The 14,497-nt window shown below is 59.5% G+C and carries 14 protein-coding genes; 11 read left to right on the top strand and 3 right to left on the bottom strand.

The window, feature by feature from the left end; translation table 11 throughout:
- From MWH02_RS21895 to MWH02_RS21885, 3 genes are all read right to left on the bottom strand, one after another.
- The coding region (locus MWH02_RS21895) for an Ig-like domain-containing protein (protein ID WP_271461458.1) at positions 1-928 on the bottom strand (928 nt) is incomplete at its 3' end.
- Between the two features lie 420 nt (positions 929-1,348).
- Complete coding sequence (locus MWH02_RS21890; RefSeq protein ID WP_271461457.1) at positions 1,349-3,097, bottom strand: Ig-like domain-containing protein; 1,749 nt, start codon at positions 3,095-3,097, stop codon at positions 1,349-1,351.
- A gap of 213 nt (positions 3,098-3,310) precedes the next feature.
- Complete coding sequence (locus tag MWH02_RS21885; RefSeq protein ID WP_271461456.1) at positions 3,311-5,494, bottom strand: bifunctional diguanylate cyclase/phosphodiesterase; 2,184 nt, start codon at positions 5,492-5,494, stop codon at positions 3,311-3,313.
- A 311-nt stretch (positions 5,495-5,805) separates the two neighbouring features.
- Between MWH02_RS21885 and phnF the strand changes: the two genes are divergently transcribed.
- The 11 genes from phnF to phnD all read left to right on the top strand — a co-directional run bounded on the left by phnF (position 5,806) and on the right by phnD (position 14,473).
- Positions 5,806-6,522, top strand: a complete 717-nt coding sequence (gene phnF, locus MWH02_RS21880; protein ID WP_192233472.1) for a phosphonate metabolism transcriptional regulator PhnF — start codon at positions 5,806-5,808, stop codon at positions 6,520-6,522.
- Positions 6,519-6,965, top strand: a complete 447-nt coding sequence (gene phnG, locus MWH02_RS21875; RefSeq protein WP_271461455.1) for a phosphonate C-P lyase system protein PhnG — start codon at positions 6,519-6,521, stop codon at positions 6,963-6,965. Before phnF ends, phnG begins: the two co-directional genes overlap by 4 nt.
- Positions 6,965-7,540: a phosphonate C-P lyase system protein PhnH gene (phnH, locus tag MWH02_RS21870; protein ID WP_110868344.1), complete on the top strand. Its 576-nt coding sequence runs from the start codon at positions 6,965-6,967 to the stop codon at positions 7,538-7,540. Before phnG ends, phnH begins: the two co-directional genes overlap by 1 nt.
- On the top strand, positions 7,540-8,616 hold the full coding sequence (locus MWH02_RS21865) for a carbon-phosphorus lyase complex subunit (protein ID WP_271461454.1): 1,077 nt from the start codon (positions 7,540-7,542) through the stop codon (positions 8,614-8,616). The genes phnH and MWH02_RS21865 overlap by 1 nt, the downstream gene beginning before the upstream one ends.
- Positions 8,609-9,457, top strand: a complete 849-nt coding sequence (locus MWH02_RS21860; RefSeq protein ID WP_008105508.1) for an alpha-D-ribose 1-methylphosphonate 5-phosphate C-P-lyase PhnJ — start codon at positions 8,609-8,611, stop codon at positions 9,455-9,457. Before MWH02_RS21865 ends, MWH02_RS21860 begins: the two co-directional genes overlap by 8 nt.
- Entirely contained in the window at positions 9,447-10,208 is a 762-nt protein-coding gene (gene phnK / locus MWH02_RS21855; RefSeq protein ID WP_110868346.1) for a phosphonate C-P lyase system protein PhnK, read from the top strand. Before MWH02_RS21860 ends, phnK begins: the two co-directional genes overlap by 11 nt.
- Before the next feature lie 14 nt (positions 10,209-10,222).
- On the top strand, positions 10,223-10,927 hold the full coding sequence (phnL, locus tag MWH02_RS21850) for a phosphonate C-P lyase system protein PhnL (protein ID WP_271461453.1): 705 nt from the start codon (positions 10,223-10,225) through the stop codon (positions 10,925-10,927).
- On the top strand, positions 10,924-12,060 hold the full coding sequence (phnM, locus tag MWH02_RS21845) for an alpha-D-ribose 1-methylphosphonate 5-triphosphate diphosphatase (RefSeq protein ID WP_271461452.1): 1,137 nt from the start codon (positions 10,924-10,926) through the stop codon (positions 12,058-12,060). Before phnL ends, phnM begins: the two co-directional genes overlap by 4 nt.
- Positions 12,060-12,608, top strand: a complete 549-nt coding sequence (gene phnN / locus MWH02_RS21840; protein WP_101762816.1) for a ribose 1,5-bisphosphokinase — start codon at positions 12,060-12,062, stop codon at positions 12,606-12,608. Before phnM ends, phnN begins: the two co-directional genes overlap by 1 nt.
- 81 nt (positions 12,609-12,689) lie before the next feature.
- Entirely contained in the window at positions 12,690-13,520 is an 831-nt protein-coding gene (gene phnC / locus MWH02_RS21835; RefSeq protein ID WP_110868350.1) for a phosphonate ABC transporter ATP-binding protein, read from the top strand.
- A 26-nt stretch (positions 13,521-13,546) separates the two neighbouring features.
- Positions 13,547-14,473, top strand: a complete 927-nt coding sequence (gene phnD, locus MWH02_RS21830; RefSeq protein WP_192233486.1) for a phosphonate ABC transporter substrate-binding protein — start codon at positions 13,547-13,549, stop codon at positions 14,471-14,473.
- Positions 14,474-14,497 lie beyond the last annotated feature (24 nt).

The raw sequence follows: 14,497 nt of genomic DNA, 5'->3' as shown, positions 1-14,497 counted from the left end.
GGCGCAGGACGATATCGGACGGGCTGGCGATCTCCAGCTCAAACAGCGCCGAGGCGACGTCGCCGGTGCTCGCCTGGAATTCATAGCGGCCGTACGGCAGGTTGCTGCCCGGCGTCCAGGTCCAGGTCTCACCGCTGAGGGTGGCGGTGGCGCTGCCGGCCCAGGTCGGGCTGCCGGCGAGGCGATAATAGACGATAACGGTGCTGCCGATGGAGACCTCGCCGCGCAGGGTCGGGGTGGCGTCGTCGGTGAGCGCGCCGTTGCCGAGCGCCCCGGTGAAGCTGCCCGCGTCGTCAAACGCATCGGTAATGGTAACCGTGGCGTTGTCGCCAACAATCACGATGTCAAACGCCGCCGAAGGCGCGCCGGCGCGCACCTTGCCGCCGAAGGTCTCTTCGGCCATCAGGCGCAGGCTGTTAATGCCGTCTTGCAGGTCCTGCGCCGGCTCCATCACCCACTTGCCGGTGACCTTGTCCGCCACCGCGCTTCCGATTTTTTCATTTTTGTCGTTGAGCAGGTAAACGGTGCTGCCTTTCTGCGCGATGCCGGTCAGCGTCGGGCGTTTGTCGTCGGTGGCCTTGCCGGGGTCAAAGCTGCCGGTCACGGCGCCCTGGTCGTCGTAGAGGTTAACCAGCTCCGGCGCGTCCGGCGGGGTGGTGTCGACAATCTGAATGCCGAGCGTCGGCGTGCTGCGGTTGCCGGCGGCATCAAAGTGGCGGATGGAGAAGCTGTACTCGCCGTCGGCGTAGGGCGTCGGCGCTTCCCAGCGGTAAAAGCCTTTGTCGTTTACCGGGACGCGGAAGGTGTCGGTGCCAATCACCAGCTCGATAAAGCCGCCGGGCTCCAGCGCGTTTTTGTTACCAAACACCAGTTTGCCGTCGGCGCTTTCGCGATATATCACCGGGCTGCGGGCTAATAAATCATTCATAGGTATCGTCCATAATGTGTTGTCAATAGTGCGTCGCGGTTTACACGACATCGCACAGCGGCGAGGATGGTAGAGCAACGTGTTACGGGCCTGTATCAAGAACCGTCTGCAAAGAAGGAAAATTCCTGGTGGAACGCAGAGGAGAAACTCTGGCACGCGCGATAAATCGCGCCGAAACGGTGACGTGCAAATTCTGAGTGATGATTACGTTTGGCCGCGCAACGGCGGGTGCGGAAAACAGGTGCCCGCAGCGGTGAAATCATAATTCAATAACCGACTGTTCTTGCGTCCTATCATGGTGTCGTCCTGTTTTGTACCGGACATCTTTTTCACGCCGCCCACAAACAAAAAAGCCACACAGCAAAGGCTGTATGGCTTGGTAATCGCGATGCTCGATTAGCGCCGCTATATCATCAGCGTTTAAACGGCGTGTTGCACCAGTAATTCGGTCTCATCCGTGTACTGATAAACATCGTATTGAATGCCAGCAACGGTGAGGGTGCCTTGCTGCTGTTGCCAGCCGTCAATATCGTTGCCGGACAGAATATCCTCCAGCTTCACCACGTTGTTGGCGTCGCTGTCCAGCATGTACTGCGTTTTACCGTTATCAATCAATACGTCACTATCAACAACGGACAGCAGATCGCCAAAACTCAGTGACGTTAACGCGTTGTCAAACGCGTCATCACCGCTTGCTGTATCTGCTGAGGTATCAATGGTGATCGCGAAGCTCTGGCTCCAGCTTGGTGCGCCCTCAACCTGCACCTGGAATGTCCAGTAGCCGTCATTCAGATTCTGCCAGGGCGTCCAGCTCCAGTTGCCCTCGTTGTCAGTGAAGGTGCTGTTGGTGCGCACCCTGCCGCCATCGGTATACAAAATATCGATCAACGTATTAGCCGGACCGGTGCCATGCAGGGTTGGCAACGCGTCGTCAGTGATGCTGCCGCTGTAAAGGTCACCCTGATCGCTGCCGACGTTATCCGTAATATGGGAGATCTCAGCGTCGCGCATCGCCATACGGCCTTCTGGCGTATCAATGGTGATCGCGAAGCTCTGGCTCCAGCTCGGTGCGCCCTCAACCTGCACCTGGAACGTCCAGTAGCCGTCATTCAGATTCTGCCAGGGCGTCCAGCTCCAGTTGCCCTCGTTGTCGGTGAAGGTGCTGTTGGTGCGCACCCTGCCGCCATCGGTATACAGGATATCAATCAGCGTGTTAGCCGGTCCGGTGCCGTGCAGTGTCGGCATCGCATCATCGGTAATGCTGCCAGAGAAGCGGTCACCCTGATCGCTGCCGACATTATCCGTAATATGGGAGATCTCAGCGTCGCGCATCGCCATACGGCCTTCTGGCGTATCAATGGTGATCGCGAAGCTCTGGCTCCAGCTCGGTGCGCCCTCAACCTGCACCTGGAATGTCCAGTAGCCGTCATTCAGATTCTGCCAGGGCGTCCAGCTCCAGTTGCCCTCGTTGTCGGTGAAGGTGCTGTTGGTGCGCACCCTGCCGCCATCGGTATACAGGATATCGATCAGCGTATTAGCCGGTCCGGTGCCGTGCAGTGTCGGCATCGCATCATCGGTAATGCTGCCGCTGAAACGTTCGCCTTGCTCGCTGCCCACGTTATCGTAGATGTGGGTAATCAGCGCTGGCGATGCCGCTGGGGTTTCGATGATCAGCGTGAACGCATTGCTCCATGTGTCCTGGCCGTCGGCCTGCACTTTAAATGTCCAGGTACCATCGGCCAAATCGGCGCGTGGCGTCCAGCTCCAGTTACCGTCAGCATCGGTGGTGATGCCGTTGTAGCGAGTTACGCTGCCATTGGTGAACATAATGTCCATGTAAGTGTTCGCCGGGCCGGTGCCGCGCAGGGTCGGAGCGGCATCATCGGTGCGGTTGCCGCTGGCACGCACGCCTTGCTCCTGTCCAACGTCATCCCAGGCATAGCGAATAACCGGGGTGATCGCTTTTACGCCGTAAGCGTAAGACGAAGGCTGGTGCGCGTAGCTTACCGGTGTGTCACTGACGAGGCTTTCAGGGAAGCTACTCAGGGTTTTGGTGGCGGTTTGCTCAATCACATAAGTTGAATTATCGAGCGCGATATAGGCGGTTGAACCGTTTTCACGCGACGCGCGGTCGGTGTCGAGGGTGTAATCCGGATAGCGTGTGTTCATCTGTAGTTCCTTAACAGAGTAAAAGAAGGGATTGACGCCTTGCTTGCCGAAACGGGCGGGCAACATGCCGGTCCGGCTTGGGCTGGCAAGCGCACAGACGAGAGGATGGGTTAAACGCGTTAATCAAGGTACGAGAATGGTCCCGATGCGCACGCAGCTTTTCAATGCGTGAGCGAGAAAAGCGCGGCAGTCGGCGGCCGCCGCGCGGCGGCGTTAAGGGCGGGAAGCGGGCGGCAACATGGTTAAAATGTCATCCAGCGGCACTGCGTGGCTAAACAAATAGCCTTGCAGCTGATTACAGCCTGCATCGGCCAGCGCGTTTTTCTGGCCTTCGGTTTCCACGCCTTCAGCGGTCACCGTTAAGCCCATCGCGTGACCTAACCGCACCACCGATTCCACAATCGCAGTAGAGTTCTGCGCCACGCCCAGCGACTGAGTAAACGAACGATCAATCTTGATTTTGTCCACCGGGAAGCTGCTGAGGTAATTAAGGCTTGAATAGCCGGTACCGAAATCATCCAGCGCAATCCGGAAGCCGGCTTCGCGCAGCGCAATGATGCTGTTGCGCGCCTCGTGTTCATCTTCAATCAGCACGCCTTCGGTGATCTCCAGCTCCATGCGCTGCGGATCGGCACCTTCTTCCTGCACGATATGGATGATGCGCTCAACAAAACTCACCGCGCGGAACTGCACCGGCGAGACGTTCACCGCCACCACAATATCCGGCAGCTTGAGCGACGTTTTACAGGCTTCGCGCAGCACCCATTCGCCGAGCGGGATGATCATGCCGGTCTCTTCGGCGATGGCGATGAAATCACCCGGTGCAACGTCGCCGCGCATGGCGTGATGCCAACGCAGCAGCGCCTCCAGGCCCACCACCTGCTGGCCGCTGATATCCATTAGCGGCTGATACCACACCGCTAATCCGTCAAACTTCACCAGCGCCTGACGCAAATCCGCCGCCATCTGCTGACGGGTGCGCAGCGATTCATCCATCACTTTTTCGAACTGGCGATACTGGCCGCGTCCGTGGTTTTTGGCATCATAAAGCGCGATATCCGCTTTGCGCATCAGCTCCAGCCGATCAATGCCGTCTTTTGGCGCCAGCGCCAGACCGATGCTGACGCCCACCCACAACTCGCTGCCCACCAGCTGATACGGCTCGCTGAGGCGGCTGATGATGCGTTTCGCCAGCGATTGCACCTGACCAATATTCTCCACCTCCGGCATCACGATGATGAACTCGTCGCCGCCGATGCGGCCCACGGTGTCGCTGGTGCGCACAATCTCATTGAGGCGGCGCGCCACCTCAATAATCAACTCATCGCCGGCGTGATGGCCGTAGGTATCATTGATATTTTTGAAGCGATCAAGATCCAGCAGCAGCAGCGCCACGCGCTGATCGTGGCGTCCGGCCAGCGCCAGCGCCTGGGTTAAGCGATCTTCCACCAGGGAACGATTGGGCAAACCGGTTAACACATCATGAAAGGCCAGATGCTGCGCCTGCGCTTCACTGGCCCCGAGTTTCAGCAGCGACTGCGACAGCTTGAGTGACGAGGTCCAGATGCGGCGCACCATCACCAAACACAGCACGGTAATCAGGATCACCGACAGCAAGGTAGACGGGCCGAGGGTGCGTAACATCTGCGCGCCGGGCTTATCGGGATTCCAGCTGAGGTAACCGACCGGTTCGCCCTGTTGTGAGTTCAGTAGATAGCGCGCTTTGGTTTTTCCCGCTGGCTCGCTGTCGCTGAAATGCAACTGACGCAGCTGGCTGCGATCGGCGAGGTTGCGCAGATAGCCATCGTCGAGAAACTTAATGCTCACCAGACGATAGCGCCCGGCCTGTTTGGTACTGCTGATATCGCCCACCGCCAGCGCGGCGGCGCGTTGACCGATGCGCACGAAATCGGCGTGATCGGTGGGGCCCGCCACCACATCGCTGTTTTGCACCAGCGGACTGTTCAGCATGTCCTGCAGATAAGGACCGATGCGCTTGTCCGGCACCGGCTGGCCATTGCGCCACACGTTAATCAGCTGGTTGTCGCGGTCCAGCAGCACCACCAGCTGGTGATCAAACATGTCATAGAGCCAGCCGCCGACATTTTGCGTCAGCCAGCGTTGATCGGGGTGCGACGACGCCAGCTGATCGGCCAGCGGAGACCAGCGCGTCAGGCTGCGCAGCTGGCGCAGATGTTCCGTCAGGCTCTGGGTAAACGAAGCCTGGATCATGCGCTGTTGCTGATCGCGCGCTTCGTTATTGCTTAACGCTGTGCCCCAGAACAGACCCACGCCCGCGCCGACAAAGGTAAGAAGCAAAATTGCCAGCAGCGGCAAAATAACTTCACGCACAAAGTTGCGGCGAAAACCATCCGATAGTTTTATTGCGTTAATCATTTTAAAAGTTGGCCTGACAAGAAGGGTTCATCCTTTAACCTAGCAGAACATCCGCAGGCTGTATTCTGTAGGGGAGATGAAAGCGTGATGTAAATTAGCGTTAATTTTTTGAATGCTGTCACAAACAGAACAGTTAAAAATAATTTATTAAAAACGCCGTCCGTTTCGCGGTGATTCTGCTGCCCTAAAACAAATTCATCCGCCCGTCATTGAGCCGTCACGGCGCTGTCATCTGACATGCGCAATGTAATCGCCATCCCGCAGCAAGCCCGCTGCGTTCCTCAACCAATGCGAATGAGGTATTGAGCGTGATGGAGATATCCAGACATCCGACCACTGTTTATCAAGCCGTTGCCGCCCAACTGGAACAGGCGCTGCAGGAGCGCTATCGCTGCGGCGATTATCTGCCTTCTGAACAGCAGCTGGCCGATCACTACGCAGTGAATCGTCACACCTTGCGGCGCGCGGTGGATGAGCTGGTCAACAAAGGCCTGCTGCAACGGCGTCACGGCGTGGGCATTTTGGTGCTGATGCGGCCGTACGATTATCCGCTGCATGCGCAGGCGCGCTTCAGCCAGAACCTGATGGAGCAGGGCAGCCATCCCACCAGCGAGCGTCTGCTGGCGGTGCTGCGTCCGGCGAGCAGCGATGTGGCGAGCGCGCTGGGCGTCAACGAAGGCGACAACGTTATCCACTTGCGCACGCTGCGCCGCGTCAATGGCGTGGCGGTGTGCGTCATTAACCACTTCCTGGCGCAACTCAGCTGGTGGCCGGCGCTGCAACAGTTCCACAGCGGTTCACTGCACGACTTTATGCAGCAGCAGCTTGGCCTGAGCCTGACGCGCAGCCAAACCCGCATCAGCACGCGTCGTGCACAAGCCAAAGAGTGCAAGCAGCTGGAGATTGCGCTGCAGTCGCCGCTGCTGTGTGTGCGCACCCTGAATAAACATAGCGACGGTCAGGTAGCGGAATACTCCGTCAGTCTGACGCGTGGCGACATGATTGAACTGACTCTGGAGCACGAATGACACAGCAAACCGCCCGCCAGCATTGGCTCTCGGTGCTGGCGCACAGTGAAGCCAGCCAGCTTGAAGCGCACTGGCAGCCGTTACGCATCAACACTGATTTTGAACGCATCCGTCCGGCAGAAACCGGCTTAACCCGCCTGCAGGCGCGCATGGGCGGCAGCGGTAAGCGCTTTGTAATGGGCGATGCCACGGTGACGCGCGCGGTGGTGAAGCTGCACGACGGCACGCTCGGCTTTAGCTACGTGCTGGGGCGCGACAAAGCGCACGCCGAACGCTGCGCGCTGATTGATGCGCTGCTACAACAGCCGGAAACCCAGGCGCTGTTGCAGGAAAAATTGATTGCCCCGCTGGCGGCTCTGCGTGAAGAGCAGCGACAGCTGCGCGCGCGTGAAATCGCCAGCTCCAAAGTGGATTTCTTTACGCTGGTTCGCGGAGATAACTGATGACTTTACTGGCAAGTTTTACCCATCCGGTGGCCGATGCCCAACGTGCGTTCCGCCGCATCCTCAAAGCGATGAGCGAGCCGGGTGTGATGGTATCGCTGCCGCTGCAACAGGGCTGGGGCGATCTCTCGCCGGCGGCCACGGCGGTGCTGCTGACGCTGGTCGATCAGGAGAGCGCGCTGTGGCTCGATGGCCGCATCGATAATGACGTGGTACGCAGCAACCTGCGTTTCCACACCGGCGTGCCGATTGTCGATGAACGCGATGCCCCCTTTGCGCTGACGCATGCGGCGGCCAATCCCGATCCGGCGCTGTTTGCCTCTGGCGACAATATGTCACCGGAAAAAAGCACCACGCTGATTGTGGAAGTGCCATCACTGAGCGGTGGCTTAACGCTGCGTCTTTCCGGTCCCGGCTTACGTGAGCCGCGCGCCGTTGCGCCGCAGCTGCCGGAAGCGATTCTGCACTATCTGCGTGAGCGCCCACATCCGTTCCCGCAAGGTGTGGATCTGATTTTCACCTGCGGTGAAGCGATGATGGCGCTGCCACGCACCACCGACGTGGAGGTGTGCTGATGTACGTTGCGGTCAAAGGGGGCGAAAAGGCGATAGCCAGCGCCCATCAGCTGCAGGCCGATCTGCGTCGTGGCGATCGCGAGGTCGCCGAATTGGGTTGCGATCAGGTGGCGCAACAGTTGGGTTTAGCGGTCGATCGCGTGATGACCGAAGGCGGCATCTACGATCCGCAGCTGGCGGCTTTAGCAATTAAACAGGCGAGCGGCGATCTGGTGGAAGCGATCTTCCTGCTACGCGCTTATCGCACCACGCTGCCGCGCCTCGCCGATAGCCTGGCGCTGGCAACCGCTGAGATGCGCCTCGAACGCCGTATCTCAGCGGTTTACAAAGATTTGCCGGGCGGCCAGGTGCTCGGCCCAACCTACGATTACAGCCATCGTCTGCTCGATTTCACCCTGCTGGCGAATGGCGAAACGCCTGCCGCGCCGCGCGACGATCAGGCGCTGCCGCAACGCTGTCCGCACGTGTTCAGCATGATGACGGCGGAAGGATTGGCGGCACGCGAAGAGGATGACGGCTGCGAGCCGTGCGACATCACGCGTGAACCGCCAGGCTATCCGGCTACGCGCGCCGCACGGCTGCAACAGCTGGTGCGCGGCGACGAAGGTTTTCTGCTGGCGCTCGGCTACTCGACGCAGCGCGGCTACGGCCGCAACCATCCGTTCGCCGGTGAAATTCGTACCGGTTATCTCAGCGTGTCAATCTGCCCGGAAGAGTTGGGATTTGAGATTGAGATTGGCGAAATCCTGCTGACCGAATGCGAGATGGTGAACGGCTTCACCACCGAAACTGACAGCGCGCCGCACTTTACGCGCGGTTACGGCCTGGTGTTTGGCCGTTCCGAGCGTAAAGCGATGGCGATGGCGCTGGTGGATCGCGCGTTGCAGGCGCCGGAGTACCACGAACGTATTGCCGGCCCGGCGCAGGACGAAGAGTTTGTGCTGTCGCATGCCGACAACGTCGAAGCGGCGGGCTTTGTCTCGCATCTGAAACTGCCGCACTACGTCGATTTCCAGGCGGAGCTTGAGCTGCTGAAGCAACTGTGCCAACCGCATCAGGAGCAGAACCATGAGTGAGTTAACCGGCTACAACAACGGTTATCTGGATGAGCAGACCAAACGCACCATCCGCCGCGCCATTCTGAAGGCGGTGGCGATTCCCGGTTATCAGGTGCCGTTCGCCGGACGCGAAATGCCGATGCCCTACGGTTGGGGCACCGGCGGGATTCAGATCACCGCCAGTATTATTGGCGATGCCGATGTGCTGAAGGTGATCGATCAGGGCGCGGATGACACCACCAACGCGGTATCCATTCGTCGCTTCTTCCAGCGCGTCAGCGGCGCGGCCACTACCGAAGCGACCCGTGATGCCACGCTGATCCAGACGCGTCACCGCATTCCGGAAACGCCGCTGGAAGAAGATCAAATCCTGATTTTCCAGGTGCCGATCCCTGAGCCGCTGCGCTTTATCGAGCCGCGTGAGACCGAAACCCGCACCATGCACGCGCTGGAGGAGTACGGCATCATGCAGGTGAAACTGTATGAAGATATCGCCCGCTACGGCCATATCGCCACCACCTATGCCTATCCGGTGAAGGTCAACGATCGCTACGTGATGGATCCGTCGCCGATCCCCAAATTCGACAACCCCAAAATGCACATGATGCCGGCGCTGCAGCTGTTTGGTGCCGGACGTGAGAAACGCATCTATGCGCTGCCGCCGTATACCAAAGTGGAAAGCCTCGACTTCGACGATCACCCGTTCAGCGTGCAGCAGTGGGAAGAACCCTGCGCGCTGTGCGGTTCGCGCCACAGCTACCTCGACGAGGTGGTGATGGATGACGCCGGTACGCGCATGTTTGTCTGCTCCGATACCGATTTTTGCCACCAGCAGCAGGAACAACAGCATGCACAGTGAACAGCCGCTGCTTGCGGTCAACCATCTCACCCACCTTTACGCGCCCGGCAAAGGGTTTGAAGAGGTGAGTTTTGAACTCTATCCTGGCGAAGTGTTAGGCATTGTTGGGGAATCCGGATCGGGCAAAACCACCTTGCTGCGCAGCCTGTCGGCACGCTTAGCGCCGCAGCAGGGCAACATTCTTTATCGCGCGCAGGATCTCTATCAGCTGAGCGAGAGCGATCGCCGCCGCTTGCTGCGCACCGAATGGGGCGTGGTGCATCAGCATCCGCTGGATGGTTTGCGTCCGCAGGTCACGGCGGGCGGCAACATCGGCGAGCGGCTGATGGCGGTGGGCCAGCGGCATTACGGTGATATTCGTAAAGAGGCGATGCGCTGGCTGCAGGATGTGGAGATCCCCGCCAATCGCATCGATGATCTGCCCACCACCTTTTCCGGCGGCATGCAGCAGCGTTTACAGATTGCCCGCAACCTGGTGACGCAGCCGACGCTGGTGTTTATGGATGAGCCAACCGGCGGGCTGGATGTGTCGGTGCAGGCGCGCCTGCTGGATCTGCTGCGCACGCTGGTGCGCGAGTTGAATCTGGCGGTGGTGATTGTGACGCACGATCTCGGCGTGGCGCGGTTGCTGGCGCATCGCCTGCTGGTGATGAAGCAGGGGCGCGTGGTGGAGAGCGGGTTGACCGACCGGGTGCTGGACGATCCGCATCATCCGTATACGCAGCTGCTGGTTTCATCGGTGCTTAACTAATGGCGGACATCACTATGCAACCTTTATTGCGCGTAGAGCATCTGAGCAAAACCTTTTTGCTGCACAACCAAAGCAGCGCCGCGCTGCCAGTATTGCAGGACGCCAATCTTGACGTCAGCGGCGGCGAATGCGTGGTGCTGCATGGCCGCTCCGGCAGCGGCAAATCCACGCTGCTGCGCGCGCTGTACGGCAACTATCAGGCCAACAGCGGTCACATCTGGCTGCAACATCAGGGCGAATGGATCGACATGGCCAACGCGCCCGCCCGCCAGATTCTGGCGATTCGCCGCCACACCGTTGGCTGGGTCAGCCAGTTTTTGCGCGTCATCCCGCGCGTGCCCACGCTGGAGATCGTCATGCAGCCGCTGCTGGAGCGCGGCACCGAGCGCGCCTTCTGCGAAAAGCGCGCCAAAGAACTGCTGACGCGCCTCAACGTGCCGGAGCGTTTATGGTCACTGGCGCCGTCCACTTTCTCCGGCGGCGAACAGCAGCGCGTTAACATCGCACGCGGCTTTATCGCCGACTATCCGGTGCTGCTGCTGGATGAGCCAACCGCCTCGCTCGACAGCGCCAACAGCGCTGCGGTGGTGGAACTGATTGAACAGGCGCGCGCCCGCGGTGCCGCCATTGTCGGAATTTTCCATGACGAAGCGGTGCGCGCACGCGTGGCCGATCGCCTGCACGTCATGCAGCCAATGCAAGCAGGAGCAGAAGCATGATCGTCAACAACGTCCAGCTGGTGCTGGAAAACGAAGTGGTAACGGGATCGCTGGAAATCCGTGACGGGCGCATCGCCAGCTTTAGCGACAGCGTCAGCCAACAGCCGGGCGCGCTGGATGGCGAAAACGCCTTCCTGCTGCCGGGGTTGGTGGAGCTGCACACCGATAACCTCGACAAGTTCTTTACGCCGCGCCCGAAGGTGGATTGGCCAGCCTATTCGGCGATGAGCAGCCACGATGCGCTGATGGCCGCCAGCGGCATCACCACGGTGCTGGATGCCATTGGCGTCGGCGACGTACGCGATGGCGGCCATCGTCTGGATAATCTCACCAAAATGATCGACGCGATTCAGGACAGCAATCGCAAAGGCATTAACCGCGCCGATCACCATTTGCATCTGCGCTGCGAGCTGCCGCACAACACCACGCTGCCGCTGTTTGAAGCATTGATCAACACGCCGGAGCTGTCGCTGGTGTCGCTGATGGACCACTCGCCGGGCCAGCGCCAGTACGCCTCGCTGGAGATGTATCGCACCTATTATCAGGGCAAATATCAGCTCAACGACGAGCAGATGGATCAGTTTGAGCGTGAGCAGTTGGCGCTGGCCGCCGAGTTCTCCACGCCTAACCGCAACGCCATCGCCAGCTTGTGCCGTTCACGCGGCATTCCGCTGGCCAGCCACGATGATGCCACGGCGACGCACGTTGCCGAATCGCATGCGGTCGGCAGCGCCATCGCCGAATTCCCCACCACGCTGGAGGCGGCACGCGCATCACGCAACTGCGGCATGCAGGTGCTGATGGGCGCGCCCAACATCGTGCGCGGCGGTTCGCACTCCGGCAACGTGGCGGCGGCAGAACTCGCCAGCCACGGCCTGCTGGATATTCTCTCCTCCGACTACTATCCCGCCAGCTTGCTCGACGCGGTGTTCCGGCTGGTGGCCGATGAGCGCAACACGCTGACGCTGCCGCAGGCGGCCGCGCTGGTGACCAGCAATCCGGCGCGGGCAATTGGCCTGCACGATCGCGGGCGCATCGCCGAAGGACTGCGTGCCGATTTGGTGCTGGTGCATACCGATCATGGTCATTCGCACATTCGTCACGTATGGTCGCAAGGCAAACGGGTGTTCTGATGGCGCGCCTGATCTGGCTTACCGGGCCTTCGGGCGCGGGCAAAGACAGCCTGCTGAACGCGCTGCGCGAAGCGCCGCCGGAGAATCTGCTGATCGCCCATCGCTACATTACGCGCGCCGCCGATGCGGGTGGCGAGAACCATGTGGCGCTAAGCGAAGCCGAGTTTCGACGGCGCGAGGCGCTGGGGTTGTTCGCCGTCAGCTGGCAGGCGCACGGCATGTATTACGGGCTGGGCGAGGAGATCGATCTGTGGCTGGCGCGCGGAATGAACGTGCTGGTGAACGGCTCGCGCCTGCATCTGCCGATGGTGCAGCAGCATTACGGCACGCAGCTGCTGCCGCTGGTGTTACAGGTTTCGCCAGCGGTGCTGGAAGCGCGTTTGCGGCAGCGTGGGCGCGAGTCAGAAGCGGAGATCGCGCAACGGCTGGCGCGTGCCGCCGAACCGCTGCCCGCGCACTGTTATGCGTTGAATAATGATGGTGCGTTGAGCGAAACACTGCTAACGCTGCGCCAGTTGCTGACCGATCCAGCCGCTGTCACCGTTTAATCATTTTTACTGTCATCAAGCTTTCATCCGTTTTGCCCGTAATAGCGTGCAATCAACAGCTCAGAAGAGATGGAGTGCAACATGGCACAGGCATTACTGAAAACCGTTGTCGACAATCCCTTCCCGCACGTTACCGGGCAGGGCAACAAGGTGCTGTCGGTGCAGGGATTGTGCAAAGCGTACGGCGCCAACCAGGTGCTGGATAACGTCAGCTTCGATCTGCATGCGGGCGAGCTGGTGGCGGTGATTGGCCGCTCGGGCGCAGGCAAATCGACACTGTTACACATGCTCAACGGCACCATCAGCGCTTCACAGGGCGCGATCCTCAGCAATCGCCACGGCGAAGTGGATCGCGATGTGGTGACGCTGAACAGCCGCCAGATGCGTGAATGGCGCAGCGAATGCGGCATGATCTTCCAGGACTTCTGTCTGGTGCCGCGCCTCGATGTGCTGACCAACGTGCTGCTGGGTCGTTTAAGCCAGACCTCGACGCTGAAATCGTTCTTCAAAGTCTTCTCCGAAACCGACCGCGCCCGCGCTATCGAACTGCTGCAGTGGATGAACATGCTGCCGCAGGCGCTGCAGCGTGCGGAAAATCTCTCCGGCGGCCAGATGCAGCGCGTGGCGATTTGCCGGGCGCTGATGCAGAACCCGCGCATCCTGCTGGCGGACGAACCGGTGGCGTCACTCGATCCGAAAAACACCAAGCGCATCATGGACGTGCTGCGTCAGGTGAGCGAGCAGGGCATCAGCGTAATGGTGAACCTGCACTCAATTGAATTGGTAAAAAGCTACTGCACCCGCGTCATCGGTATTCAGCGCGGCAAAGTGCTGTTTGATGGACATCCTTCCCGGTTGACCGACGGCCTGATGCATGAGCTGTACGGCGACGAAATTAACCAGCTCCACTAACTCCCACGGCAAGAGAAAACCTAAGAATGAAACTGACTTCTTTAGCTTTACTGACTATTGCGATGGCATTTGGCGCAAACGCAGCGGATGCACCAAAAGAGTTGAACCTCGGGATTCTTGGCGGCCAGAACGCCACGCAGCAGATTGGTGATAACCAATGCGTGAAAGATTTCTTCGATAAAGAGCTGCAGGTGGATACCAAACTGCGCAACTCGTCTGACTATTCAGGCGTGATTCAGGGCTTGCTGGGTAACAAAATCGACCTGGTGCTGAGCATGTCGCCCGCCTCGTTTGCCTCGGTTTATCTGCAGAACCCGAAAGCGGTGGATGTGGTGGGCATCGTGGTGGACGACAAAGACGGTTCGCAGGGTTATCACTCGGTGGTGATCGTGAAAGCCGACAGCCCGTACCAAAAGCTGGAAGACCTGAAAGGCAAATCGTTCGGCATGGCCGATCCGGATTCCACTTCCGGCTTCCTGATGCCGAACCAGGCGTTCAAGAAAGAGTTTGGCGGCACGGTGGACGATAAGTACAACAACACCTTCTCCAGCGTCACCTTTTCCGGCGGTCACGAGCAGGACATCCTCGGCGTGCTGAACGGCCAGTTCGAAGGCGCAGTAACCTGGACGTCGCTGATTGGTGACCGCGAAACCGGTTATACCTCGGGTGCCTTTGGTCGTTTGATTCGTATGGATCATCCAGACCTGATGAAGCAGATCCGCATTATCTGGCAGTCGCCGCTGATCCCGAACGGTCCGATTCTGGTGAGCAACAATCTGCCCGCTAACTTCAAAGCGAAAGTGGTGGCCACCATCAAGAAACTGGATAAAGAAGATCACGGCTGCTTTGTTAAAGCGGTTGGCGGTGCCCAGCACATCGGTCCAGCTACCGTGGCGGATTACCAGAATATCATCGATATGAAGCGTGATTTGATGAAGGGTACGCGCGGTTAATTTAGTTGGTGCTGGCTGTCACCT

The sequence above is a fragment of the Pantoea leporis genome (assembly GCF_028048155.1).
Taxonomy (GTDB): Bacteria; Pseudomonadota; Gammaproteobacteria; order Enterobacterales; family Enterobacteriaceae; genus Pantoea; species Pantoea leporis.
The sequence above is the reverse complement of the archived record's forward strand: the minus strand, read 5'-3'. Positions and strand labels throughout refer to the sequence as shown.

Coding starts and splice junctions, on each gene's coding strand:
- MWH02_RS21890 (WP_271461457.1), bottom strand. CDS start 3,097: ATGAACACACGCTATCCGGATTACACCCTCGACACCGACCGCGCGTCG.
- MWH02_RS21885 (WP_271461456.1), bottom strand. CDS start 5,494: ATGATTAACGCAATAAAACTATCGGATGGTTTTCGCCGCAACTTTGTG.
- phnF (WP_192233472.1), top strand. CDS start 5,806: ATGGAGATATCCAGACATCCGACCACTGTTTATCAAGCCGTTGCCGCC.
- phnG (WP_271461455.1), top strand. CDS start 6,519: ATGACACAGCAAACCGCCCGCCAGCATTGGCTCTCGGTGCTGGCGCAC.
- phnH (WP_110868344.1), top strand. CDS start 6,965: ATGACTTTACTGGCAAGTTTTACCCATCCGGTGGCCGATGCCCAACGT.
- MWH02_RS21865 (WP_271461454.1), top strand. CDS start 7,540: ATGTACGTTGCGGTCAAAGGGGGCGAAAAGGCGATAGCCAGCGCCCAT.
- MWH02_RS21860 (WP_008105508.1), top strand. CDS start 8,609: ATGAGTGAGTTAACCGGCTACAACAACGGTTATCTGGATGAGCAGACC.
- phnK (WP_110868346.1), top strand. CDS start 9,447: ATGCACAGTGAACAGCCGCTGCTTGCGGTCAACCATCTCACCCACCTT.
- phnL (WP_271461453.1), top strand. CDS start 10,223: ATGCAACCTTTATTGCGCGTAGAGCATCTGAGCAAAACCTTTTTGCTG.
- phnM (WP_271461452.1), top strand. CDS start 10,924: ATGATCGTCAACAACGTCCAGCTGGTGCTGGAAAACGAAGTGGTAACG.
- phnN (WP_101762816.1), top strand. CDS start 12,060: ATGGCGCGCCTGATCTGGCTTACCGGGCCTTCGGGCGCGGGCAAAGAC.
- phnC (WP_110868350.1), top strand. CDS start 12,690: ATGGCACAGGCATTACTGAAAACCGTTGTCGACAATCCCTTCCCGCAC.
- phnD (WP_192233486.1), top strand. CDS start 13,547: ATGAAACTGACTTCTTTAGCTTTACTGACTATTGCGATGGCATTTGGC.